This is a genomic window from Pseudomonas sp. 1152_12 (assembly GCF_052850675.1).
Window position 1 is genome coordinate 140,657 of the sequence record NZ_VXCW01000003.1, and the last position, 25,400, is coordinate 166,056.

At 54.2% G+C, this 25,400-nt stretch carries 20 protein-coding genes and 3 pseudogenes; 16 read left to right on the forward strand and 7 right to left on the reverse strand.

The window, feature by feature from the left end:
* Positions 1-28 precede the first annotated feature (28 nt).
* Both FW764_RS06080 and FW764_RS06085 read right to left on the reverse strand, forming a co-directional pair.
* Complete coding sequence (locus FW764_RS06080) at positions 29-595, reverse strand: TnsD family Tn7-like transposition protein (RefSeq protein WP_446433457.1); 567 nt, start codon at positions 593-595, stop codon at positions 29-31.
* Between the two features lie 531 nt (positions 596-1,126).
* Positions 1,127-1,612 (reverse strand): annotated as a pseudogene (locus FW764_RS06085) (TniQ family protein); the annotation flags it as partial.
* Positions 1,613-2,256: 644 nt separating this feature from the next.
* On the opposite strand from FW764_RS06085, the gene FW764_RS06090 reads away from it, so the two are divergent.
* Genes FW764_RS06090 through FW764_RS06100 form a run of 3 tightly spaced genes read left to right on the forward strand, consistent with a single transcriptional unit; the run spans position 2,257 to position 6,541 of the window.
* Positions 2,257-3,189, forward strand: a complete 933-nt coding sequence (locus FW764_RS06090; RefSeq protein ID WP_446433182.1) for a hypothetical protein — start codon at positions 2,257-2,259, stop codon at positions 3,187-3,189.
* Between the two features lie 35 nt (positions 3,190-3,224).
* Positions 3,225-5,195, forward strand: a complete 1,971-nt coding sequence (locus FW764_RS06095; RefSeq protein WP_446433183.1) for a transposase — start codon at positions 3,225-3,227, stop codon at positions 5,193-5,195.
* Positions 5,192-6,541: an AAA family ATPase gene (locus tag FW764_RS06100; protein ID WP_446433184.1), complete on the forward strand. Its 1,350-nt coding sequence runs from the start codon at positions 5,192-5,194 to the stop codon at positions 6,539-6,541. The genes FW764_RS06095 and FW764_RS06100 overlap by 4 nt, the downstream gene beginning before the upstream one ends.
* A gap of 167 nt (positions 6,542-6,708) precedes the next feature.
* Here the strand turns inward: FW764_RS06100 and FW764_RS06105 are convergent, their stop codons facing one another.
* Positions 6,709-7,101 (reverse strand): DUF6957 family protein, encoded by a 393-nt coding sequence (locus FW764_RS06105; RefSeq protein ID WP_446433185.1) that lies wholly within the window; start codon positions 7,099-7,101, stop codon positions 6,709-6,711.
* Positions 7,102-7,382: 281 nt separating this feature from the next.
* Positions 7,383-7,574: pseudogene (locus FW764_RS06110) on the reverse strand (hypothetical protein); the annotation flags it as partial.
* Between the two features lie 199 nt (positions 7,575-7,773).
* Here FW764_RS06110 and tnpC point away from each other — a divergent pair.
* From tnpC to FW764_RS06140, 6 genes are all read left to right on the forward strand, one after another.
* Positions 7,774-9,330 carry an IS66 family transposase gene (tnpC, locus tag FW764_RS06115; protein ID WP_150788101.1) on the forward strand — a complete coding sequence of 519 codons (1,557 nt, stop codon included), beginning with the start codon at positions 7,774-7,776 and terminating at the stop codon, positions 9,328-9,330.
* A 56-nt stretch (positions 9,331-9,386) separates the two neighbouring features.
* Complete coding sequence (locus tag FW764_RS06120; RefSeq protein WP_446433186.1) at positions 9,387-10,004, forward strand: hypothetical protein; 618 nt, start codon at positions 9,387-9,389, stop codon at positions 10,002-10,004.
* Positions 10,005-10,167: 163 nt separating this feature from the next.
* Positions 10,168-11,334 carry an SAVED domain-containing protein gene (locus tag FW764_RS06125; RefSeq protein ID WP_446433187.1) on the forward strand — a complete coding sequence of 389 codons (1,167 nt, stop codon included), beginning with the start codon at positions 10,168-10,170 and terminating at the stop codon, positions 11,332-11,334.
* Positions 11,334-12,584: a nucleotidyltransferase domain-containing protein gene (locus FW764_RS06130; protein WP_086794039.1), complete on the forward strand. Its 1,251-nt coding sequence runs from the start codon at positions 11,334-11,336 to the stop codon at positions 12,582-12,584. Before FW764_RS06125 ends, FW764_RS06130 begins: the two co-directional genes overlap by 1 nt.
* Positions 12,568-14,352: a HesA/MoeB/ThiF family protein gene (locus FW764_RS06135; protein ID WP_446433188.1), complete on the forward strand. Its 1,785-nt coding sequence runs from the start codon at positions 12,568-12,570 to the stop codon at positions 14,350-14,352. Before FW764_RS06130 ends, FW764_RS06135 begins: the two co-directional genes overlap by 17 nt.
* The gene (locus FW764_RS06140; protein ID WP_042556859.1) at positions 14,349-14,831 is read left to right on the forward strand and encodes a Mov34/MPN/PAD-1 family protein; all 483 of its coding nucleotides are present in this window, start codon (positions 14,349-14,351) and stop codon (positions 14,829-14,831) included. The genes FW764_RS06135 and FW764_RS06140 overlap by 4 nt, the downstream gene beginning before the upstream one ends.
* Before the next feature lie 28 nt (positions 14,832-14,859).
* On the opposite strand, the gene FW764_RS06145 is transcribed toward FW764_RS06140, so the two are convergent.
* Positions 14,860-15,408 (reverse strand): 3'-5' exonuclease, encoded by a 549-nt coding sequence (locus FW764_RS06145; RefSeq protein ID WP_446433189.1) that lies wholly within the window; start codon positions 15,406-15,408, stop codon positions 14,860-14,862.
* 221 nt (positions 15,409-15,629) lie between these two features.
* On the opposite strand from FW764_RS06145, the gene FW764_RS06150 reads away from it, so the two are divergent.
* The 7 genes from FW764_RS06150 (at position 15,630) to FW764_RS06180 (ending at position 23,128) form a co-directional block, all read left to right on the forward strand.
* Positions 15,630-16,049 (forward strand): AbrB/MazE/SpoVT family DNA-binding domain-containing protein, encoded by a 420-nt coding sequence (locus tag FW764_RS06150; RefSeq protein ID WP_446433190.1) that lies wholly within the window; start codon positions 15,630-15,632, stop codon positions 16,047-16,049.
* A 47-nt stretch (positions 16,050-16,096) separates the two neighbouring features.
* The gene (locus tag FW764_RS06155; protein ID WP_446433191.1) at positions 16,097-16,261 is read left to right on the forward strand and encodes an antitoxin Xre/MbcA/ParS toxin-binding domain-containing protein; all 165 of its coding nucleotides are present in this window, start codon (positions 16,097-16,099) and stop codon (positions 16,259-16,261) included.
* Positions 16,262-16,450: 189 nt separating this feature from the next.
* Positions 16,451-16,792: a hypothetical protein gene (locus FW764_RS06160; RefSeq protein WP_446433192.1), complete on the forward strand. Its 342-nt coding sequence runs from the start codon at positions 16,451-16,453 to the stop codon at positions 16,790-16,792.
* Between the two features lie 99 nt (positions 16,793-16,891).
* Positions 16,892-18,148, forward strand: coding sequence for a TolC family protein (locus FW764_RS06165; RefSeq protein ID WP_446433193.1), 1,257 nt, complete (start codon positions 16,892-16,894; stop codon positions 18,146-18,148).
* Positions 18,145-19,626 (forward strand): efflux RND transporter periplasmic adaptor subunit, encoded by a 1,482-nt coding sequence (locus FW764_RS06170; RefSeq protein ID WP_446433194.1) that lies wholly within the window; start codon positions 18,145-18,147, stop codon positions 19,624-19,626. The genes FW764_RS06165 and FW764_RS06170 overlap by 4 nt, the downstream gene beginning before the upstream one ends.
* A complete protein-coding gene (locus FW764_RS06175; protein ID WP_446433195.1) occupies positions 19,623-22,781 on the forward strand; it encodes an efflux RND transporter permease subunit in 3,159 nt (1,052 codons plus the stop codon). Before FW764_RS06170 ends, FW764_RS06175 begins: the two co-directional genes overlap by 4 nt.
* A complete protein-coding gene (locus FW764_RS06180; protein WP_122612832.1) occupies positions 22,778-23,128 on the forward strand; it encodes a copper-binding protein in 351 nt (116 codons plus the stop codon). The genes FW764_RS06175 and FW764_RS06180 overlap by 4 nt, the downstream gene beginning before the upstream one ends.
* A 94-nt stretch (positions 23,129-23,222) precedes the next feature.
* On the opposite strand, the pseudogene arsH reads toward FW764_RS06180, so the two are convergent.
* Both arsH and FW764_RS06190 read right to left on the reverse strand, forming a co-directional pair.
* Positions 23,223-23,699, reverse strand: a pseudogene (arsH, locus tag FW764_RS06185) (arsenical resistance protein ArsH); the annotation flags it as partial.
* Positions 23,700-24,224: 525 nt separating this feature from the next.
* A complete protein-coding gene (locus tag FW764_RS06190) occupies positions 24,225-25,184 on the reverse strand; it encodes a LysR family transcriptional regulator (protein WP_323146176.1) in 960 nt (319 codons plus the stop codon).
* Positions 25,185-25,400 lie beyond the last annotated feature (216 nt).

Sequence of the window (25,400 nt, forward strand, 5' to 3'; positions counted from 1 at the left end):
ACATCAGAGTAAGCGGAGTTCATAAGAACTAATATCGTCCACAAATAATTTTGCGAATTAATGCTCTAGTCTTCGGATAGCGGTCCTTTATCTCGAGGGATCGATACAACATAGGCACCAAACGATAAATATCATTCATTTTAATATGTGCTCCATCCGGTTTTTGAGCGCTTTCTTTTAAGACGGTCTCGACCAGAGAGACAAGCGACACGTCACGCTCATCCCAATTCAATCTAGAATTGTTTCCGCAACGCCCTGACGGCAATTTGCGGATTTGCGTATTCAGCCATTCTCGATCATTTCTATATAGCCAAGCGTAGGTTTCAGGAATAACATATCGTATTTTTTTGGCACTAGCATCTTTATTTAAAGAGACTGCATTTGTCCACGTTGATCGATACGCTTGTAGATTTAATTCCAGCTCAATTTCTTTCCTTTTATACTTTAGGCCTTCTTCTTCTCGGATAATCCGATTTAGCGTACAGATAGTGATATCGAATTTATCGCAAATATCCTGCTTTGGTAATCCTGTTAACAAGAGCCGAACTATGCTAGCCCGTATAGGAGGTTTTAGCTTTTTTGGCTTGCGAGCCATAGTCTGGCGATTCGGGGATGTTAAAACTCGCGTTGTTTTGAGGCGCTTATTAGCACTAACTCTGAAATGGGGTTGCTCATCGTGCGAAATTACCATGCGATCATACGCACTAACGAACTCAGCGAAGCTGTCGAAAAGGAAAGTTATTAACGTCAAGTGCTTCAACGGATGGTGATGGCCACGTGGGGCTCTTAACATTTGCGAGATGAACATCTTCGCTTGCTTATTAGTAGTAGGGAGTGATGTGAACGGTGAATACGGCTGCAGTAAGTTAGTGTGCTCCAAAAAAGCTGATAGGTTGTGCGTAGGTCTATCTATAAAGTCTCGATACACGGTGCAGACTATGGATGGTTCAAAACGTCTCGATAATGGGAGGGATGCCAGATCCAAAACAGCGCCTCCAATAGACCGCGCTGCACTGTTCGTTTGAAGGGCTGATGTATAGGGTTCCAGATATTGCTCTTCCGGAAGGACCCAGCGAAAGCGCCCTGACCATGGGCGATTGAGTGCACTTACCAGCAGAGGCGAATGGTGTATTGGGCACAAAAGCACTCCTGGATATTGATGGCTCCTATGCCAGTAAGCTACGCCATGTAGACTCAGATCTCGGCCCATGCAGATGGAACATGCTTTCAAGGGGTGCTCAGCCCCGAACCGGCCTGTTAGCAACCCTAAGCGATATTTCAGTGAGCCGACTGATGGACCTCTCATCAACGTCTCTACACTTTGGATCTGTGTCTGGCACTGGAATGGGCGAAATAACGGGAAGATGGTGTGTCCATAGATTATGGACTCTACGTCGCCCCAGCAATCAGTAAGCCGGCTGCTTAGCGCATCGAGATTGCCAGGGAAATCGTGAGTTACTGAGCGGTAGTTAGGGCCATAGAGCCACTCTAGCGTTGCCGGCGTATCTATATGCCCCAACCAGCAGTGCTGGCGGCTGCAAAGGCTGTAGAAGGTTTCATCTTCAAACCATTTGAGCACTTCTGTGGGCGCTGTTGAAATGCAGATACTCATTAGTCCATCCTCGATAGAGCATTAAGACTAGGAAATGCTTCTACACGGAGGGAGATTTATTTTTATAACAGTGGTATTCCAAAATTCTTAATTAGGCTTTTAATTTCCAAATCGTATAACTGGATATTTTAAGTAAAAAATGATTATGAGAGCTTGTCGATTAACCTCTTATAGCCCACGAACACCCACCGACGGGAACAACGCTATCTGTTGTCACTGTCGCCGTCCTAACGGTAATATGCTTCTTCTATGCGCGTTTAAACCCAGAGAAGGTAGAGTGATAACTGACTATGGGGTAAGCAATGGCGGAATCACCGAGGCTACCGATGAATAACTATTAAATTTCTACGTTACGAACTAATTAGAGACAGGGACTCAAGTGCGACCTTGAGTCCCTGTGGATAAGTCAGATTTAACCGGCTGACCATTCCATTCTCTATTTCTGGTTGTGAGGCGTCAAGCCTCGCAAGGATTCGTTCATCCACAAGAAATGCGCTTTATCCACAGAAGCGCTGATGTACACGTGCCCGAACGGCAAGGGCTCCACGTAAGTCATTGATTTTATCCCCAGCTTTTATGACTGAGTGGTGCCCTATAGAAATTGGACTATCTGTATGACACCGCAGAAAAGAATGGAGCTCATAATGAGCCGGCAAGGTCGGTTCGAATGGGGCGACACGTACATCCCGGCGACGTTGGCAATTCCCCGGGAGGCACCGAAGGGTTCTCGCATAAGCCGGCTCAATAGTCGAAGGCTGGGCCGCGCAATACATGCTCTTTCGACTCCAGAAAAGGTCTTTAGTCAGTTAGCGCTCTACCATCCCGATTTGATCGACCTTCACGAGCAGAAAATGCTGTGGCCGTTGAGCTCCGGGCATCCGCTCCGCGGTCATCCACTCACGAAGGGCTACTTCCTCTGTCCTGTCACTGGGACGGTCGAGATAGCCAAGGAGTTGGGATTTAAGCATCACGAGATCGGTGTGGACTTGGCCGATGGGCGGCGGGTGAAAATGCCGTTCCCCTACCAAGGAGACCTCCTGTTGTATCTGAAGGACCAGGAAGGCATTCCATATGCCATCAACTGGACGGTGAAGGACAGCAAAGCGGCATTCGGTGAACGTCGGATCACGGCTGCAAAAACCCCGGTGCAGCAAAAGAAAGATCGCGCGCACGCTACCCTTCGAACCGAGTTGGAAAAGCTCTACTACGCCAGCGCTGGCGTCAGAACTGTGCAGATGTCCATGGATGAGCTGTCCCCTACAGTGATTGCCAATTTGGACCTGCTATTCATGACCCACGAACTGCCGTTGTCGCTAGGTCCTAATTTGTTAGATGACTTTAGCTCTGCGGTTCGGGAAGCAGCTTTTGCCGGCGAGCCTGTAGCGTACGTTGCGATCCGATACGCGAAATGCTGGGCGAGTCGGGATCAATTCATTGCGAAAATCTACCAGGACATCTGGCAACGCAAGCTCCTGGTCAACTTCTTAAAACCTATACTCATTGATCAGCCTCTCGACATGGAAGGAGGTGATCTTCTTCAGATATACGCATCACTTTTTCAGGGGATAGCGTCGTGATCTCGGGCGCTAGACTGGTCGCGCCTGAGGGTTTTTTGTCTCTGGAAAAGGGGAAGATCTACCACTTCCTCCACAGTGACGGCAGTACCAACCGAGTCCGCCTGGTTGAGTTTTATGACGGCAATCATGAGCTTGCCTCACTTCTCATTACGTTGACACGAATCGAATTTGAAGAGGCGCTTGAGGATGGACTGATACTCGAGCTCGGTATAACAGACAATACTCCCCCGTGGCTTGAGCCTGTTGGAGGCATTTCCATATCGCATCGAGAGAGCCGACGTGTGTCTTCCAAGGAAAGCTATGATCAGAAGGTCAATCGTCGTTTCGCTGCCATTTCTGATCTGGTCCTAAGACTCGCCGAAATACTCTCCAGTGACAGCCCGGACGCCATCATCAATGCACATGCCAAGGCTCACAAGCCTGAGCAAAATGCTGCTCGTCTACGGCTCTGGTTCTATACCTACATCGTATTCGGCCACAACAAATGGGCGCTGATGCCACCACTGCATCGTATTGGTGGGTGGAATCGAGATGATCCGTCATACGTACGCAAATTGGGGCGCCCCTCGCCACATGGTAAGAGCTGGGGCTTTCGGTCCGACCAAGCGATGAAAGAAAAGATTCTTTCGGGATATATCGCTTGCCGTTCTCCCTACAAAACTGCAAACACCATTTATGCAGAAATTCTTACCAAGGTGTTTGGGTGTGTGACGAAGAAAGGTAGCGATGGCATCAGGTTCATTCATCCCAACGGTGAACCTTTTCCCACGTTTTCCCAAGTCCGATATCAGATTGAACAAGCGGTCAATCCTAAGCAGCGATCCATTGGGGTTAGAGGGACGCACAAGACGCGTGCCATCTCGGGATCTCTGGGAAGCTTCGCGGATCGATTGCTCAACGTGAATCAGCGTGTTGAATTTGATGGCTATTACATCTCCGAGAAGCTTTCCGGAGTAACGGAGGGTAGCGCGGTCGATAGCTTTTGCGTCGTTCGAGCCGTGTGTGGACTCTCGGGACTCATCTTGGGCATCGGTTTCGCTGATGGAAAGGAAAGCATGGACGCCTACAGAATGTGCCTGTATTCGATGGCTAGCGATAAGGTCAAATATTGTGAGCTATTCGGGATTCCCATTGAGGCTGATGATTGGCCAAGTCACGGTCTATCTGGGGCGCTCGTATTCGATCGCGGTCCGGGAGCTAACTACGACGTGGAGTCCGAAATCAGTTGGCTAGGCACCTTTGAGAATACCCCTGTGTTCTCCGGACAGTCCAAAGCGACGGTGGAGTCATCTCACCCGAGAGACAAGAAAACATGGGATCAACCCAGCTATTTCCACAGCACGCTGAATTTCGTGCAGATGGCAAAACGAGAAATCGTGCAGGTGCTACTGGATAATCGTGTGTCAGACGCCAGTCGTCGAATGGATGAGGAGCTGATACTGGCGGGAGTTAAGCCTACACCGGTTGCGATCTTTCAGTACTGGGACAAGCGGGCCAGAAACTCAGGCCAAACGATGCATCCCGATACTGCTGTCAGGAAATTCCTGGCGGAAAGACCAGCCACAATCCAGAAGGATGCAGTGTACTTTTACGGGCGTAAGTACAGATCTCAATCGCTGGTCGCGACAGGTGTGTTTGATCGGGTAGCGAAGAACGGAGTGATTTCTACATCAGCCTACACCCTCACAATGTGCGTACGGCACATATGGATTGAGGTAAACGGTACGCTCTATGAGCTCGACTTCCTCCGCTCTCAAAGGACCAGTGAGAGGTTCGTGGATATTTCGCTACGCGATCTCCAAGACATTGATCAAATGAGGCACGAAGGTAAGGCTGTGCTTCGCGACGAAACCCCAGCCACGGAGCAGCACATGTGGGACAAGTTCAAGCAGAACACAGGGGAGGAAGCATTCAGCGGTAGTCGAAAACCGGGGCGTCCTCCAAGAAACTCGTCGGTGCGGCGAGATTCAGACGACTATGATCGCTTAACAGGTAAAACGGGATGAACACTCTAACCGACACTCGGTTCAGTGATTGCTTGGACTCAGAAAAAATCCGTACCAAGGTCACCGTAAGACCAGAGCCTGTAGCGGGACTGGAATCCATCGATCCTCTGATTGCAGCTGAGCTGTTGGAAAGTACGCTTAAACAAATTTTTATCCCCAATCAGTTTTCCCTGGCATTCATCAAAGAGATGGTGGGCAGGGCGTCATTACACAGTCAGCAGCTCTTCTCGAGCCAGGCCCAATACTCAGCGAGGGTATTCAACCCACCAGAGCTCGAAGTATCCCCCCTGTGCTTAACGGGTTTGGCCGGGATTGGAAAAAGCCAAACCATTGTGGCGTTGCGCAAGGTACTACCGCAGCCAACAGAGCTGTCGTGCGATCTTTACCAAGGCACCGTGCCCCTGCTGTCGCATTGGTATGCGAGTGCTAGAGGTAAGGCGAGCGGAAAAGCTCTTCTTGAGAACTTTGTTTTTGGAGATAACCCCAAGCTTCGCATGAGCACTGTTGCCATACTTCTAAAGGAGTCGCGACGAGCGGCTAACAAGCATGGGGTCTCTCTCACGATACTGGAGGAGATGCAACACATTAGCACGGGGGCTGGGGCCGCAATGGTGACTGATATCCTGTTGACCATGGCAGCGATTGGCCCACCCATGGTTTTCGTGTGCAACTACAGTCTTGCCCACAAGCTTCTTAAGCGAAACAGCGAAGATACTCAGCGGCTGCTTGCTGCTCCTCGACTGATGTTACCGGAAGAGCCCAATAGCCAGGATTGGATAGATTACATCGCTGAATGCCTGCGGGTGAGCAATGGTTACATTAGCGTGGACATCGTTGAGCTTGCTGAGGAGGTATACCGTTGCACTTTTGGGATCAAGCGATTGGTAGCGCTGCTTTTGAAGCTTGCATATGTGGAATGTCGCAGTGCGGGTCGGCAGTCGGTGAATGTTATAGACATCCTTAACGCATACCGGTCTACCGCCTACACAGTAAGCGCCGGTCAGGTGGAGGAATTGCAATACTTGGCGATAGGTGGGCGGCCCAAGAAAGCGCAGCTGCATTTGGTATGCCCGTTTGATGTGCCGGCACCGATGAAGTCGAACGTTGTGAAATTTACGCGTGATGACCGTCATCAGCGTGTCATTTCTAAGGTCTTCGATTCAGCGCTGACTGAGCACGAACGAGCGGCTCAGAAGTCTGTGGACGTTCTCGTGCAGACAGATCCCCAACTATCCAAAAAACGTCGGTCCACCTCATTAGTTCAACTGTCGGCAGAGGAGCAAGCGAGTGCATTCTTCGAGTACATCGATACGGTAGCACCGCCCAAGCCGACGAAGCCCAAATAGCGATTCCTTAATCATGTGTAAAATGGCTTGGGTCTTTTCTATGTGATGAAATCAGATTGTTACGCGCGTTGGGCAGGAGCGTTCAAACAACATGGACTTGCCGCCACAAAACCGCACAGGCTGCGAGCCCATCAGTCCATAATCATGTGGGCCGCGGCAGGCCGCTTTCAGATAAGTGATAAATAGTCTGTGAGCGTAAGCGAATGTCGGCGTCCATTTCCTAAAAGTATGTAGAGCGTGTTACGCGTACAAAAAAGCCCTTCGTCCTCGCACCAAATCTTTAACGTGCTCACTACCCAGTCGCCTTCCTGAAATCTACGTCTACTGTCCAAAACAACTTTGCGCGCATAGACAGCTGAAGGCTCTTGTCCAACGGAATGAACGGCACCTATCTGCTCGGGCGTCATCGTGAGGTCAAAGAGTATCCAGTCCGAAACCAAGCAGAAGGGGTGCTCGGGACATCGCGTCTTAGCCAGATCCGTTGCTGCCTCTAGAGGCAAAGAACAACCTGACATAGGCTCACCTGCTCCCAAATAAATCGCGAAGTCCGAGAGTTTCATGAGCGGCGCCTCCGTGTTCACAATCTCTTCAATGTGCGTGTTCGATAGCCTGGTTGGTCATTCCAAAGGTAAGTGAGTTGCCCAGCAATTTCCCCTGCGACTCATGCTTTGGCTTATGCGGTATCGCCACAACGGTTGGCGACACCCAGCCAAATCCACGCGGTGCGCGCCCGTACCAAAGGCTACCGACGAGGACTTAATGCGATCCTTCCGTCAGTACATGGAGTCGCCGTCATCCGGTTCCAAAAAGCCTAGATAGATGACCTCACCATGGTTGTCGGTCAGTGCCTGTCATGGAAAAAGTCATCCTTGGTGGCCAGCCCGAAATCGTCTCCCGGCCATTTAGGGTCAGTCTCAAACATGTGCGCTGTGCGTCTCTCCTGCTTGAGGTAAGCGAGGGTAGCAAAAAAACAGGTTTCGCAGAGATGCACCTCATAGCGTTCACCGTCGTGCAAGGCACCATAGCCCCAATGTGTTGGCGCCGATGCCGAGTTGACCGAGTTGCCGAGATTTCACTGACCCAGTCTGAATCCTCGTGAATCATTGTCTGTGCTGGATTTTTGCAGGTTTCGAGATGGGGCAGTCTTGCGTCGGCAACTGGGTCAATCCGGGATCAGCATCAACAGCCTTGGCCTGCTGCCGCAAGCGACCTGCTTTGGTAAAATCCAGGGCATGACTTCCTCGCCCAACCTCGATCAGATGACCCCCGACCAACTGCGTGCATTCGCGGCGCAGTTGCTGTCGCAGGTTGATTCTCTCGGGCAGCAAGTCGACAGGATGGGCAAGAAGAACGACCGCGACCAAACCATCATCGAGCAACTCACCCACGAAATAGCCTGGTTCAAACGTAACAAGTTTGCCAAGCGCAGTGAGCAATTGAGTCCTGCTCAGGGCAGCCTGCTCGACGACCTGCTTGATACCGACATCGCGGCCATCGAAGCCGAGCTGAAAGCGTTGAATCCGCCGGCTGCGCCGGCCGAACCACGCAAGCAACCCAAGCGTGTTCCTTTGCCTGCGCAATTTCCGCGCACCGTGATTTATCACGAACCCGACAACACCCAATGCCCCTGCGGCTGCCAGCTCCAGCGGATCGGCGAGGACGTCAGCGAGAAGCTGGATTACACGCCGGGCGTGTTCACCGTCGAGCAACACGTGCGTGGGAAATGGGCCTGCCGCGAGTGTGAAACGCTGACTCAGGCACCGGTTCCGGCCCAGGTAATCGACAAGGGTATACCGACCGCAGGGCTGCTGGCTCACGTGATGGTGGCCAAATTCGCCGACCATTTGCCGCTGTACCGGCAAGAGAAAATCTTTGGCCGCGCAGGCCTGGCTATCGCCCGCTCGACACTGGCGCAATGGGTTGGCCAAACCGGTGTGCAGCTCCAGCCCCTGGTTGATGCGCTGCGCGAAGCGGTACTTGCCCAAGGCGTGATCCACGCAGACGAAACCCCGGTACAGATGCTCGCCCCGGGTGAGAAGAAAACCCATCGTGCTTATGTCTGGGCCTACTGCACTACGCCGTTTTCGGCGCTCAAGGCAGTGGTTTACGACTTCAGTCCGAGCCGTGCGGGCGAACATGCACGCAGCTTCCTTGGCCCGTGGAACGGCAAGCTGGTGTGCGACGATTTCGCCGGCTACAAAGCAAGCTTCCAGCAAGGCATCACCGAAATCGGCTGCATGGCCCACGCCCGCCGCAAGTTTTTCGATCTGCACGCAACGAACAAAAGCCAACTGGCCGAACAGGCGCTGCACTCAATTGGCAGCTTGTACGAAATCGAACGACAAGCTCGGGAAATGACCGACGAAGATCGCTGGCGAATACGTCAGGAAAAAGGGGCGCCCATTATCGACGCACTACATACCTGGATGATGGCCCAGCGCGACCTTGTGCCCGAAGGGTCGGCTATCGCCAAAGCTCTGGATTACAGTCTCAAGCGCTGGACTGCACTGACTCGATATGTCGAGGATGGCGCCGTGCCCATAGATAATAACGCGGTCGAAAATCAGATAAGGCCGTGGGCGCTTGGACGCTCGAACTGGTTGTTCGCCGGGTCACTACGCAGCGGCAAACGGGCAGCAGCAATCATGAGTTTGATCCAGTCGGCGCGGCTGAATGGGCACGATCCGTATGCCTATCTCAAAGATGTGCTGATGCGGCTGCCGACACAACGAGCGAGTGAGATCGGGCAACTGCTGCCGCATCAGTGGGTGGCGGCAGAAACCACGTAAGCCCCCGATGCTTTGAGACTTACAAGGATGGCGCAATTAACGGAGTAGTCATAACGATGATTTTGGTTGTTGAAGGTATCAGCACCAGCGGGAAAACCACTTGGTGCGCTAAGCATGGAGGGCAACATGTCATTCCTGAAAACGGCCGTTTTGAAAATGAGCCGGATCGGATAAAGGATCCAGCTGGAGCAGCAGCTTTTTGGGCAGAGCGAAACGTGGATCGCTGGCAAACGGCGCTGGCCATGGAAGACATTTCTTCGTGGGCTTTGTGTGACAGTGACCCCCTCAAACTCCACTACATTTGGAGTCTTTGGCAGATCGGCGAGGCGAGCGAACACGACTGGCAAATAGAGTTGGACGCCACAAGAGAAACGATCGCACAAGGACGTATTGGCTTTGCTGACTGTTACATTGTTGGCCGCATAGACCCTCAGCTCGCGCGAGAGCGAGCCAAAGCTGACACCACCCGCCGACGGAGTAGATTCGAGCTACACGTGCGCCTCCAACAAGCTCTGCTGACCTGGTACTCAGCTATGGATGAAGTGCTTCCCGGCAGAGTGCGATTCGGTTTTCCTTCAGAAATGCCAACCTTGAAAAGCCTTGATGGAAGATATGCGGTGGCGGCCTTTGATCAAATGATCGCATCGCTCCCGCGACCTACTCACTCCTCTTAGCGAGACGGAGCCTTATATGGCAGTTGGAAGCGGATCGATGTGAGGGCGAAGTAAAGATGTGTTCGCCATCCGCTTACCTTGAAATCGCGGCAAATGACCTTAATATGATCTTATCTTGCCATCATCGTTTTCAATCATGGATGTTTCTCGGGGGTAGGTCGAAATGGCAGAACCAGAAGACGCTAAGCCCGCGAGTGGGCGCTTTAACACGAATGATGAGACGAAGCGGATCGTATGGACACAGACCGCTGGTCATTGCGAACTGTGCGGCACAGATCTAACGTTCGACTATCGTGCCGGCAAGCCAATGAAATGGGGCGAAGTGGCGCATATCCTACCCGCCAGTCCCAAGGGGCCTCGGGGACGCGCGGATCATGATGCTGAGGCGCACACGAACGATACTGCTAACCTGATGCTCCTGTGCCCAGGCTGTCATGACAAAATTGATCGTGACGCAGACGGTTATCCTGAAAATGATTTGAGTGGTTTACACCAAGCATACCTAGAGCGCATCCGAATCGCCGCAACGACCCCTGATGGTGGCAGAGCGATTCCTCTCATTGTCCAGAGTCAGCATTTCCAGACGATCAACGATATTCCCGTTCGCGATCTGTTGACTGCGATGTCTGCGGAGGGATTAACCGCCTTCGATCAAGGCATCAAAATTGCGTTCCCTGCGCCCGGACCGCGCGGCAGGGACGGTGCCTATTGGCAGAACGTCAAAGACATCATCCAGTATGAGCTGGAGCAGCAACTCAAGCGTCGCGGCGGCACCTATGGCGACTCGCCCGCACTAGCAGTAGTAGGCTTGGCCGATATCCCAGCTTTGATGATGTTGGGCCAGAGCATCGGCGATCGTTCCAAACGCTTAATCTTCTCTTTTCACCGCGAGCATCTTTTGCGCTGGCCCGATCAGTCTGCTGAGCCGCCGAGTTTTCTGTTTACGCCTCCACCCAACGGCGATGGTCCACTGGCGTTGGTGCTCTCCATTTCTGCGCAAGTTCCAGTTCGCGACGTGACCGACGCTCTACCCGGTGCACGTATTGCAGAGCTGTCGATTCCTGAACCAAGCTACGCGATGGTACAGAACCGTCGGGTGATTCATGCCTTTCGCGACGCACTCCAAATACGACTGAGCCAGCTTGAGGCTCTGACTCCTGATCCTATCCACGTCTTCGCCGCAATTCCTGCGGCATTAGCGATCGAATTTGGCGCGTTGCTCACCACACAGCATCAACATACGTACCTGATCTTCGACCGGGACAAAGAAAACCAACATCGGTTTACGCAAACACTGCAATTGGGTCCCTCGGCCCAGGAGGCTATGTAATGCTTTTGAGCAACGAACAGACCAAGCGCAGCAGTTGGGAATATTTTCTGCTTCGCGCCGCGCGGGAAATCTCGCTGACGGAAGCGCAGTACGAAAAAATCAATGATCGCTACTCCCAGCTGGAAAAAATCCTCTCGGCTTCTGACAATCCGCTGCTCGCTGAGGCTCATATTTTCGTCCAGGGCTCAATGCGGCTGAAGACGACCATTAAGCCAATTGCCGGCGCGCCTGCGGATCTGGACACCATTGACGCGGATGCGATTATCTGGCTCCCCCACGCTCAGGGCGCTGGTGCAAAGGAAGTTCTAGAGGCGATTGAGCAGCGTTTCAGGGAAGGCTCCCGCGTTCAGGAAGAAGTTAAGCAGCTACGTCGTGGTATTCGGATCGTTTATGCCGACGAAAATCCAGGTTTCCACATTGATGTCACACCTGCCCGCGCGATCAACGGAAATGGCGAAGCAAACGGCGAGGGTAAGCTGGAGGTTCCGGATCGGGTCACAGGGTGGAAAGCAAGTAGCCCTATTCCTTACTCGAATTGGTTGCAGGTCGCTTCCGCCCAGGAAATCTTTCTGGAAAGCTTGGTGATTGCCAAAAGCCAGAGAATGCTTGATGCCGCGACACAAGATCCTTTGCCGCACTATCAGGATTACATCGATCAAGATCCCCTGCGCGCGACCATAAAGCTGCTGAAGCGGCATCGCGATGAATGGGCTATCAAGACAAAAAGCGCTGATACTCGCCCAATTTCTGCGGTCATTACGACCCTGGCCACTCACGCATACCTGGATGTCGTGAAAGAGTCCCAGTCAAAGCCATTGGCACCGCTCGATGCAATTTTGGAAATCGTTCGCAGAATACCGCAGCACATTGCGTATAGAGGTAGCGATTGCTTTGTCTGCAACCCTGCCGATAACGGCGAAAACTTTGCAGAGAAGTGGAATCGACCGGGTGAGGGGCAAGGCTATCGTCAAGCATTTTCCAAATGGCATGCGGACGCCAGTGCTTCTGTGTCATTAGGTTTGGAAAGTTTTGAATCCAATGATTCTTTTGCCGAGGCAGTGAAAAAGAACTTCGGTATTGCGCCGGCGTTCATCACAACAGTAAACAATGAAATCCCTGCGAATTGGACGATGCCCGGTCGACCGGATGGCACTACTCGAAACTCTGCTTCGATGGGTTCGCTCTTCGGAGGGGCCAGCGGTGGCGGAACCTCTCAGTCGAGCGTAAAGCCAGTTGGACGCCTTGGCTGATCCTCTTAAGACGCCATTGCAGCGCGGAATCGCAGCACTGCGAAATACCCTAGGTCAGGATGCAGCCGATGCATTGCTCCAGCCCGCACCCATGCGGGCTGACGAAGCGGCGTGCTTTCACTTCCCCTTGCCCATCGATTACACGGGGCAGGAGCGGCGACTGCGTATTGGTTTCCCCTCCAACTTTCCCCGTGGGCTCTTGCGGCTGAACGTCGAACCTTCTCCATGGCTGGTTTGGCCGCATGCCACTAAGTCGGGGCTTTGCCTTCATGGCTTTCAGGAACGCCCCATTATGGGCTCTCCGGAGGTCGTGGTAGAGGACAGCCTTGCTCGCTTGGCCCAGATCGTTTCGTTGTCCAAGATGGGATCAAGTCAGGCAACGCGCGATATCGAATTTCAGAATGAGATCACTACCTACTGGTCTTTTCAGCACGGACAGTCGTACCAGAACCTTTTACTTTTGGATCGACCTCAGGCTGCCTCGCAGTTGTTTGCTCTCAGCGATCCGCGCAGGGCTCTGCCATCCGGTCAGGAAACGGTTTGGCTAGCATCGAACATAGCTGCACTCAAAGGGCATTACCGACGGGTTGTCGGGCGCTCCGCTGTCATTCGCGCGGCCGAAACTCCTGGTTTTTACGTCAAGCTTCAGACTTATCCGGATATCCGCACCCCGGATCCAGAAGATTTATTGCTGTGGCTCACGCCTCACCTTCAACCAGACGATGCCGAGCAATTGCTGGCATGGTTTGAGCTGCATGGAACGTTGGCGAGTCGATGGATTGTCCTGGAGCTTCCTGGGGGGACGGATGCTCCAACTTATTGCCTCAATGTGCGCTCGCTTGGCGTACAGCAAGAGCGGGGGGCAAAGTTTGGCTTGCGCACATCGCGCCGCCGGCCAGCCATCGCAAATGCGCATCCTCCGGCACTTGTCCGCGCAACTGCCCTAGACGTGCTTGATCGTGCGTCCATTCTGTCCCGCGATATAAGCGGCACTGCAAAGCACCTTGAAAATGCTCGGGTCGTTTGTGTTGGCGTTGGCTCGTTAGGCAGTGCGGTGGCAATACAATTGGCACGCTCCGGTGTCGGCCACCTAACCCTCATCGATCCTGACACTCTGGTGTCAGCCAATCTGGGTAGGCACGTTCTGGGAGCGGATAGCCTAGGGAGGCTGAAAGCCTCAGCGTTGAGGGACAAGATTCTGTTAGATCTTCCGACTACAGAATGCACCGCTTATTCGACTTTCGCCGAAGTCGTTATGAGCAGCAAACCAGAAGTGTTCGATAACGCAGATCTTGTGGTGATTACGACAGCAGACTGGCAGTCGGAGGTCACTGTATGGCGAGCCAAATCCAGCGGCGTTTCTTGGGGACTTTTACAAGCCTGGAGCGAACCGTATACCCAGGTAGGCCACGCGCTATTCGCACCAGCCGGTACCTTTGATGGCCGTCATTTATTCACGGACATCGGCGATTTTCTTCATAAGTTTACAGAGTGGCCGGGAGGAGGTGTGGTTCCACTGCCCGCGTGTGGGGAGAGCTTTATTCCAGGCGGATCACTGGGGATGACCAATATTGCCTCTATGGTGTCGCACACGGCTTTACGCGCATTGACCGGCAACATTGCCACTGCATCTTGGGTCAGCAATATTTACAGGCCTGAAGATGTGCCGAGCCTAGGAGGCCAATACCATGGGCCCAAACTGCCAGAGGGGGCGCAGCAACTCCTACTCGAGCGCGGATGGCCGGAACCTAAGGATGAAATGGTATGACGGATATCGCTTGGCGCTGGAGATGGGCGGAGGTGGATTCCGAGCTATTGGTATCGCAAGCTGTCGCGGACATCTTGGATAGTCATCGGCAGGGCCTTTTTGGCGTGGAGCGAGGGGGACAGTTATTCGTCAACCCGGTTAATCCGAAAGGGTTGCTGCTGGCCTTGGCCACGTTGCCTCATCGCGCCGATCGGTCAGGCTGGTCTTGGCTAGAGTTGGATGCGGAGCGGTGCCGTCAGGAGATCCAAGCTGCCAACGAACAAGGGTTACGTCTGGTGGGCTATTGGCATACACATCCCCAATCTGTTCCGGTGATTTCTCCGGCAGACATAGGAAGTTTCTCCAGATTTGCTGCGCGTTACACGCAGGATCTGCCGCACCCAATAGCCGTTATCGTTGGGAAGTCCGAAAAACCAGAAGGCATCAAGGCTTGGTCGTTCAGGGGCGGCAGATATGTTGAGGCAACCTGGCTTAGATAAGCTTCAAGTCGGTGCCATGGGAGGCACGTCAGCGGTTACCTTTATCCGCCAGCATTAGCGCGAAGAGCTCTGCCTGAAAGCGAGCATCATCCAATGCGTTATGGTTCGGTTCGCTGAGTGGCTTCAGCGCAGAGGTCATCTTGGATGATTTTGTTTCCTGCCAGCTGCAACCTACAGCTCCCATGAAGTAGGCCTTCATGTCGATAGCGGTAAAACCAAAGGGGTTGGTTTCCAAGTATTTGTGGAAGTAGTAGTTGACGAATGACCAGTCAAACGGTGCATTGAGTCCTACGAAAATGACCTTCTGCCCCGTTTGGCAGGATGATTTCAGCCATTCACCAAATGTCAGCATCGCCTGTTGCGGAGTGAGTCCTTCGCGCTCCAGCTTCTCCAGACTCAGGCCCGATACTGCCAGTGCTTCTGGGTCGTGTTTTGGACTGTCAGGCCGTAGCTCAAGATAGATGGATGTGGCAGGTTGATCTACAAGGCAGGCTCCAATGGAAAGCAGACTGTATTCGCCTGGTATAGGTCCAGAAGTCTCGACGTCGACGGAAACATAAAGCTCAACAGGGTTCATGTCATATCCTTTTCGTGTAGTTGCCAGATCAAGCTCGTAACCATGTGACAATGGAAAGGCGGCAAAGCCATTGACCCATTTTTTGCTGTTTTACTCGCTATCCGGCGTTCGAGCAGCGGCAGTGCATGTCTACTGGAGGAGTGCACGTTCCTTTGGTCAGCTCTGCGCCCGAGCATAATGATGTGTGTCATTCTCTAATCGCGGATGAGGGCCGGACAATCATGAGCGAGCGTTGGATAGTCAAGTGCCAGAATACTGAGGACGGTACTGGCGACATCATCATTGACCTACCTCCAGAGTTGCTTGACCAAATGGGGTTAGGTGTTGGGGACGACCTGGAGCTAACGGTAGCGAATGGCACATTAGTGCTGATGCCCCTGGACAACGCAACATCAGTGCGGCCAATGTTTGCTGGCGTTCTGCGTCATGATGTCTATCATGCTTACCGCACGCGTCTGGAGGCGCTTCTTCATATCTCGGTCAATGCTTCGGATCTGGACATTCACGACGTGATTGTAGCTGGCTTCTCGGCCAGCCTGATCAAGGTGCTCTGTGATGATGGAACCCTAAGCGACGAAGAACGCGACAGAATCATTCAACCCAAAACGCTCAAAAAAAATTGGCAGCCAATCAGCTCTTAACGTTGCATGAGAGCGACCGCCTGTTCCGGTTTGGACACATTACTGCAATGGCCGAGGTGATCTTCGGTGACAAAGGGAAGGCCGAACGATGGCTTTCAAAACCCAAAGCCCGTTTTGTGGGAGAGAGCCCATCGGCGATGCTCACTACAACCATTGGCACACATCTAGTCGAACAAATGCTGATTCAGGTGGCTGAGGGCATGTCATCTTAATCCAGCCGCAGCCGATTCGTGAGAATCGCTTTTTTCCTGAAGATAGGGCGTCTTGCGTCAAAACAAAATAATGCAGGCTTAATGCTGATGGGCTTATATCGCGCGTTATCAAGCGGCTTGCATGCGCTAGATGAAAGCCAGTGTCTAATTAATTGTTCGCGCCAATTCTGACGGCTACACTCCAACCCCATGAAACGCTACCTGCGGTTTTGCCTTATTTTTGTGATCAGCCTGGCGCTTCCCCTCAGCGGGATGGCGGGGGTGCAGGCACCAACAGAACCGTGCCCGATGAAAGCCATGGGCATGGCGATGATGGACGACATGGGCATGGATTGTTGCAATGACATGAAGAGTCCGACCGAGCATGGGAAACCCTGCAAACCGGGTCAGGAGTGCAAGACGGGCGGGATGCTGCAAGTCTCGATCGTCAAGCCGCCCGTGGCACTGTTCAGCCCCGTCGTGCTGGTCTTTTCAAGTGATTCCGTTTCTGTGTCCAACCCGTCCGGGGTATGGCGACCGCCCCGCGTCTGATTCCTATCCGTTATTGAACCTCATCCTGTTTTAACGGGATGGCATGGCTGTGCGCAGATCTTTTGACGCGCGCAGCGGATCATCACAGGAATCGCAAACATGAACCCCAAGTGCTTTTGCACAGGTTGGTCCCTAGTGGCCGGCCTGGCGGCAAGCGTACTGGCCTTGCCGAGCTTCGCTACCTCGCTGACGCTCGACGAAGCCTTGCGGCTGGCCGAAAACACCGCGCCGTCGCTGTCTGCACAGGATGCAAAGATTCAGGCTGCCAGCAGTGCGGCCATTCCAGCGGGTGAGCTACCTGACCCGAAGTTGCTCGCTGGTCTGCAGAACTATCCCATCGGCGGCCCAGATCGCTGGAGCGTCAATGATGACTTCATGACCATGCAAATGGTCGGGGTCAGGCAAGACATGCCCAATAGTGACAAGCGGAGGGCGCGGATCGAGGTGGCGAACGCAGGGGTTGAGCGTGCCGCTGCTGAGCGTCAGGTCGAACGATTGAACGTGCGCCAAGCCACGGCGCTGGCCTGGATAAGCAGCTATTCAATCGAGCGCAAAGACGCGCTGTTCCAGGACTTCTACAAGGAGAACCGCCTGCTGAGCGACACCGTCCGCGCGCAAATTGCCGGCGGTCGCGCGCAACCGGCCGATGCCGTGACTCCGAAGCAGGAAGCGGCGCAACTGGCCGAGCAGCAGGACGATCTGATACGCCAGCGTGCTCAAGCGCGCGCGGCGCTGAAACGCTGGATTGGTCCGGCCGCCAACGCGACGCCGGCGGGAAGTCTTCCGCAGTGGCCGATCGATACGTCAGGCTTGCCCCATAAACTGCAACATCATCCCGAGCTGGCCGCGTACGGGCCGATGACCCGTGAAGCGCAAGCCAAGGTGCGCGAGGCGCAGGCGGAGAAAAAATCCGACTGGAGTTGGGAGGTGGATTATCAGCACCGTGATCGGCAGTTCGGCGACATGGTAAGCGTGCAACTTTCCTGGGATCTGCCGTTGTTTCCGCAGACTCGGCAGAACCCAAAAATTGCCGCCCGAGAAGCCGAAGTCAACCAACTCGAATCCGAGCGCGAAGCCTTGTCACGCGAGCATACCGAGCAACTGGAAAGTGAACTGGCTGACTATGAACGGCTCAATCGTGCGGTCCAGCGCAATGCGCAAAGTCTGCTGCCGTTGGCCAAAGAAAAAGTCGAACTCAGCATGGCCAGCTATCGCGCCGGTAAAGGCGATTTGAATGCGGTTGTCGCCGCCCGACGTGAACTCATCGAGGCTCGCCTCAAACAAGTCGAAGTGGAAGAACAGCGAGCACTGACCAATGCACGACTGTATTTTGCGTATGGAGAGGCCAGCCAATGAGCCTTAAAAAGAGTGGGGTGTTGTTGGCAGGCGTTGCAATGGCAGTGGGCATCGCCGGTGGTTACTGGCTGGCGCTTCAACGCGTCAGCGAAGTGAAGGGCGCTTCGCCTGAGCAAAATCTAAACGCACCAAATGAACGCAAAGCACTGTATTGGTATGACCCGATGTACCCTCAACAGAAGTTCGACAAACCGGGTAAATCGCCGTTCATGGACATGCAGCTGGTTCCGCAATACGCCAGTGGCGGCAACGATCAAGCGACGGTCAGCATCGATCCGAGCGTGGCGCAGAATCTCGGTCTGCGCTCGGCGATGGTCAGCCGTGGAGTGTTTGCGTCCAGCCTTGATGTGAGTGGCATCCTCGCCTTTAACGAACGGGATGTCGCGGTTATCCAAGCCCGTACTCCAGGCTTTGTAGAGCGGGTCTACGCCCATGCACCCGGAGATCTGCTCAAAGCCAATGCGGCGCTGGCGGATATTCTGGTGCCCGAGTGGGCGGCGGCTCAGACTGAGTTCCTGGCCCTGAAAAACAACGGTGATCGCGACTTGCTCGCCGCTGCGCGGCAGCGCTTACGGCTCAGTGGAATGCCGCCGGGAGTGATTGCCCAGATCGAACGTAGCGGTAAGATCCAACCTTATCTGACGTTGACCAGCCCGATTGGCGGGGTGCTGCAAGAGCTCAACCTGCGCATAGGCATGACCGTCGCGGCGGGCGAGACGCTGGCGCGAGTCAATGGTCTGAGCAGTGTCTGGCTGGCGGTGTCCGTTCCTGAATCCGACGCGGGCACCATCGCCGAGGGGCAAAAGGTCGAGGCGCAGTTGCCGGCCTTCCCTGGGATCAAGGTCAATGGCACTGTCAGCACAATTCTGCCGGACACCAATGCGGACAGCCGCACCCTGCGCGTACGGGTCGAACTACCCAATCCAGGCGGCCGCCTAAGGCCCGGTTTGACGGCGCAAGTGCGCTTGAGCAGCTCAACTGAGCAGAGTGTGTTGTGGGTGCCGAGCGAGGCGGTCATTCGCACGGGTCGACGTGCCTTGGTGATGCTAGCCGAAGATGCTGGCCGCTATCGCCCCGTTGAAGTGCAGCTCGGGCAGGAAAGCAGTGGCAAGACAGTAATCGTTAAAGGTCTGGATGAAGGTCAGAAGGTAGTTACCTCAGGGCAATTTCTGCTCGACTCGGAGGCCAGTCTCAAGGGTATCGTGGCCAGTTCAGCAGACGAACCACCCCGTATCGCAGCAGCCTCAAATTTGCATGAGGCAGACGGGCAGATCGTCGAAATCGACGATAAAGAAGTCACACTCGCCCACGGCCCCTTCAAGACACTGGGCATGCCGGGCATGACGATGACGTTTCCACTTGCCAATCCGACCCTGATTCAGGGTCTGAAAACGGGCGACAAGGTTCGGGTCGCGGTGAGCCAAACCGACGATGGATTGCGTGTCGAGCGTCTAGATAAAACGGGAGGTCAGCCATGATCGCTGCCCTCATCCGTTGGTCTGTTGCCAACCGCTTTTTGGTGCTGTTGGCGACACTTTTCGTCACAGCTTGGGGCATCTGGTCAGTTCAGAACTCGCCCATCGATGCCCTACCGGATCTCTCCGATGTACAGGTGATCATCCGTACCCCTTATCCGGGACAAGCACCGCAGATTGTCGAGAATCAGGTCACCTATCCGCTGGCCACCACCATGCTTTCAGTACCTGGAGCCAAGACCGTGCGCGGGTACTCCTTCTTCGGCGACAGCTTTGTTTACGTGCTGTTCGAAGACGGTACGGACCTGTACTGGGCTCGCTCTCGGGTGCTGGAGTATTTGAGTCAAATACAAAGCCGGTTGCCAGCCAGCGCAAAGCCCGCATTGGGGCCGGATGCTACGGGAGTGGGCTGGATCTATCAGTACGCACTGGTGGATCGCACTGGTGGGCACGATGTCGCGCAACTACGTGCGCTTCAAGATTGGTTCCTGAAATTTGAACTCAAGACGCTGCCCAATGTTGCGGAAGTGGCCACCGTGGGCGGCATGGTCAAGCAATACCAAGTACAGCTCGATCCGCTCAAGATGGCCAATCTCGGGATTACTCAGGCACAGGTGACTGAAGCCATCGGCAAGGCCAATCAGGAAACCGGTGGTGCCGTGCTGGAAATGGCCGAAACCGAGTTTATCGTGCGAGCTTCGGGTTATCTAAAGACGCTCAACGATTTTCGGACGATCCCGCTGAAGTTGGAATCAGGCGGTGTGCCTGTAAGCCTTGGCGATGTCGCCACGATTCAGCTTGGGCCGGAAATGAGACGAGGCATCACTGAACTTGACGGGGAAGGCGAGACCGTCGGTGGGGTGGTGATTTTGCGCAGCGGTAAAAATGCTCGCGAGACCATTACGGCGGTGAAGAGCAAACTGGATGAGCTGAAAAGCAGTCTCCCAGCAGGCGTAGAAATCGTCACAACCTACGATCGCAGCAAGCTGATCGACCGCGCAGTAGACAACCTCAGTTACAAGCTTCTGGAAGAGTTCATCGTCGTTGCCCTAGTGTGCGGGATCTTCCTCTGGCACCTGCGCTCATCCTTGGTGGCAATCATTTCGCTACCTGTGGGGGTGTTGATTGCATTCATTGTCATGCGATACCAGGGCATCAACGCCAACATCATGTCCTTGGGTGGGATCGCTATCGCTATCGGTGCCATGGTCGATGCCGCAGTGGTGATGATTGAAAACGCACACAAAAAAATAGAATCCTGGCACACCTCTCATCCTGGGCAGGAGTTGAAGGGTGAGCAGCATTGGCATGTGATGACCGATGCAGCGGCCGAGGTCGGCCCCGCGCTTTTCTTTTGTCTGTTGATCATCACTCTCTCGTTCATTCCGGTGTTCACATTGGAGGCTCAGGAAGGAAGACTGTTTGGCCCACTGGCGTTTACCAAGACCTACGCCATGGCGGCAGCGGCGGGATTGTCGGTGACGCTGGTGCCGGTGCTGATGGGTTACTGGATTCGGGGACGAATTCCGAGTGAGCAACAGAACCCTTTAAACCGCTGGTTGATACGGATCTACCAACCCGCGTTGGACGCAGTTCTGCGTCGTCCGAAAACTACTCTGCTGGTGGCGCTGTTGGTATTTGTCAGTGCGCTATGGCCAATGTTTCGCTTGGGTGGGGAGTTCCTTCCACCACTGGACGAAGGGGATCTGCTCTACATGCCTTCAGCCCTGCCGGGGTTGTCTGCACAGAAGGCTGCACAACTGCTGCAACAGACCGATCGCCTAATCAAAACAGTCCCTGAAGTTGAACACGTTTTTGGCAAGGCAGGTCGTGCTGAGACCGCTACCGATCCAGCGCCGTTGGAAATGTTTGAAACCACAATTCAGTTCAAACCGCATGAGCAATGGCGCCCAGGCATGACCCAGGAAAAATTGGTGGAGGAGCTGGACCGCGTGGTACGCGTGCCTGGCCTGACCAATATTTGGATACCCCCGATTCGCAACCGCATCGACATGCTGGCCACAGGGATCAAAAGTCCCATCGGGGTGAAAGTTGCCGGCACTAACCTGACGGAAATCGATTCGGTCACCCAGGCGGTTGAAAAGGCAGCCAAGAATGTGCCGGGTGTCAGCTCCGCGTTGGCCGAGCGCCTGACCGGTGGCCGATACATCGATGTGGATATCGATCGTAATGCAGCCGCCCGCTACGGCATGAATATCGCTGATGTGCAGTCCATCGTGGCCGGTGCTATCGGAGGCGAAAATATCGGGGAGACCGTTGAGGGGCTCGCACGTTTTCCGATCAGCGTCCGTTATCCGCGAGAGTGGCGTGACTCACCGGGAGCCTTGGAACAATTGCCCATCTACACATCGTCAGGCATCCAGATCACCCTCGGTACTGTGGCAAAAATCAAGATCACTGACGGTCCACCAATGCTCAAGAGCGAGAACGCGCGGCCTTCGGGCTGGGTGTACATCGATGTGCGTGGTCGTGACATTGCCTCCGTGGTCGCCGATCTTCGTCAGGTCGTCAATCAACAGGTCAAGTTGCAGCCTGGTATGAGCCTGAGCTACTCGGGGCAGTTCGAGTTTCTCGAAAGAGCTAACGCACGACTCAAACTGGTCGTACCGGCCACGCTATTGATCATCTTCGTGCTGCTTTACCTGACATTCGCTCGATTCGATGAGGCATTGTTGATCATGGCCACACTCCCTTTTGCTCTCACCGGAGGGGCATGGTTCCTCTATTTGCTCGGTTTCAATCTGTCGGTGGCAACGGGGGTCGGCTTCATCGCACTAGCCGGGGTTTCTGCGGAGTTCGGCGTGATCATGCTGCTCTACCTGAAGAATGCTTGGGCCGAACGTGTAGACCTCGGCGATAACTCTGAACGTGCACTAGTGGCGTCGATTCGTGAAGGCGCTGCGCAGCGGGTGCGTCCCAAAGCTATGACTGTGGCTGTCATCATCGCGGGCCTGTTGCCCATACTGTTGGGCAGTGGTACCGGCAGCGAAGTGATGAGCCGAATTGCCGCGCCAATGGTCGGCGGTATGGTAACCGCGCCCTTGCTTTCCCTGTTTGTCATCCCGGCGGCCTATCGCTTAATGCGTCGTCGAAATCTACCTAGCAAACCCGTAACTCTGAAAGGAAATGTCGTATGAAACTGACCCTTATTACAGTTGCCAGCACTGCGGTTGTGCTCTCTTTCGCTGCCCATGCACAAGACACGTCAGCAATGAAAATGGACGGTATGGAAGGCATGGAAATGAAGCAGGAATCAAAGCAGATGGCTGTCGCCAATGCCGAGGGCACGATCAAGGCCATTGATCCTGCGAAACATACCGTGACACTCGCTCACGGTGCCGTTCCAGCTGTTCAATGGCCGCCGATGACCATGGCCTTTTCCGTATCGGATGATCAATTGGCAGGGTTGAAGGTAGGAGATCGTGTGTCATTCACCTTTCGGGTCGAGGGAGGTAAAGGAACGATTGTCTCCATAAAGAAATGAGTTCCTAATGCTGTCGGTTACCGGCAAGCATCGTGGTGCCGGTCACCGACCATCATTTCATCAACGTAACCCTGAGTGTTTATTTGATAGATGTTTAAATGGAGCGCTGATTTACCCGTTTCGACAGCTCTTCAGCCGACTCTTTGCGTTCCGAGTAACGGTCTACCAGATAATCCTGACGGTCACGCAATAGCAGGGTGAACTTCATCAGTTCTTCCATCACGTCGACCAGGCGATCGTAGTAAGACGAAGGCTTCATACGTCCATCCTCGTCGAACTCGGTAAATGCTTTGGGCACGGAAGACTGATTGGGGATTGTCACCATGCGCATCCAGCGACCCAGAACGCGCAACTGATTCACCACGTTGAAAGACTGGGAGCCTCCACAGACCTGCATGACTGCCAAGGTTTTACCTTGGGTTGGACGTACTGCACCCATTGCCAAAGGCACCCAGTCGATCTGAGCTTTAAAAACGGCGCTCATCGATCCATGACGCTACGGAGAACACCACACCTGCCCTTCCGACCACTGCATTAGCTCGCGGAGTTCCACGACTTTCGGATGGGTAACGGCGTTGTTCTTGGCGAAGGTTCTCGGTGGTAAAGAGGTCGTCGTGGATATCCCGCAGCCTGGTCTCCACGAGCAGAAGCTACCAATTCAGTGAACGGTGCTCTCTGCGGTTCGTGGATGCGGTGAGCCCGTTTGAGGCAAAGTTCACGGTTCTATCGCGACATTCTGAAGGGCTTGGCCTAGGTGGTTCAGCCCTTCAAACGCGGTTCTTTAAGGGGCAGCATGGAAAGACATGAATTATAAAGTTTTTCGGTCAAGCTCTTGGCCTTGGTATATGACCTTTCCAAAAGTATCATCCACTAAACGTCGTCCTTTCTCATATATATGCACGTGGATTCCCAACTCTTGTGGCCTGTCCGCTGTCCATGAGACGGCGGGGGTAGACGACCATACCTCGAATTTTAGGCCAGGGTACTCATCCATGCGAGCGATTATCCTTTGCCAGATGAAGTCTCTTGCGAGGCGTAATGGCGTTGCCGTGCTCAACTCAGAGGCCAGTTAAGGTTTGCGAGTTTCTGGGGCAAGTCAATCCGTCTCCTGAACCTGTTGCTCATACACAGTCCTCACCGCCCCCATAAATGCCTGCATGGCTGACGACTTGATCCGATGCCGCCGGGTAATCAAGCCATACGGCGGCAGGCGCGGTTCAAACTCGATCGGCAGTACGGCCAGCAGGTGTTTGCCGGGGTATTCATTGACCACCGACAACGGTGTGACGCCCAACATGTCGGTCTGCTGGATCAGTGACAGCAGGGTCATGATCGAGGTGGTTTCGACGATGCTGCTCGGGATGTCGAGTTGAGCGTTGTAGAACGCCTGGTTGATGATCGAGCGCATCGGGCTGGGGTGTTGCTGCAAGACCCAGGTCATGCCTTGCAGTTGGCCCCAGCTCAGGTCCTGGGCCGTGGCGCTGGCCAACGGGTGTTGGGCGCCGACGATCACGCACAGGGCTTCCTCGCCGAGGCTGTCGAAGAGCAGTTCATCGGCGCGGGCGCCAGGCGGAATACGCCCTAAAATCACGTCCAACTGGTCCTGCAACAGGGCCTGGACCAGCACGTCGCTGGTGTCTACCTGGATGCTCATCGAGAGGCGAGGATGACTCTGTTTGAGGGTGGCAATAGTGCGGGTCAGCAACCCGGACGCCAGTGCCGGAATCGCGCCGATGGTCACCCGGCCCAGGTTGCCGGATTCCAGCGCGGCCAGTTCTTCACGCATGCCTGACAGCTCGGCGAACACCATCCTGGCGTAGTAAATCACCGTTTCGCCAAACGGTGTGGCCCGCATCCCACGAGACATGCGCTCGAACAACTCGACCCCCAGCAGGTTTTCGGCCTCGTGCAGCATCTTGGTGGCGGCGGGTTGGGTCATGCCGATTTCATCGGCGGCCCTGCGCAATGAGCCCAATTCATCCAGAGCCAGCATCAAGCGCAATTGCCTCAGGCGCAGGCGGCTGTGGATCAGGTGCGCTTCGGGAATTCGACTCATGGACAAGACTCGGGTCAGGAGGAGAGCACCCAGAGTTACAAGAATTGTGCAGGCTTGCCAAGGGGGAAGTGGGGGCGTCTGGCGATAACCTCAGTGTATCGCCCTATCATCACCTTTGATTGGACGGTTATCACTCGTAGCGTTGATAGTTCATGCCATCCAACGGGCGATATCTTTTGTAACTGCGCCCCTATACAAGAACAACAATGCACGCCG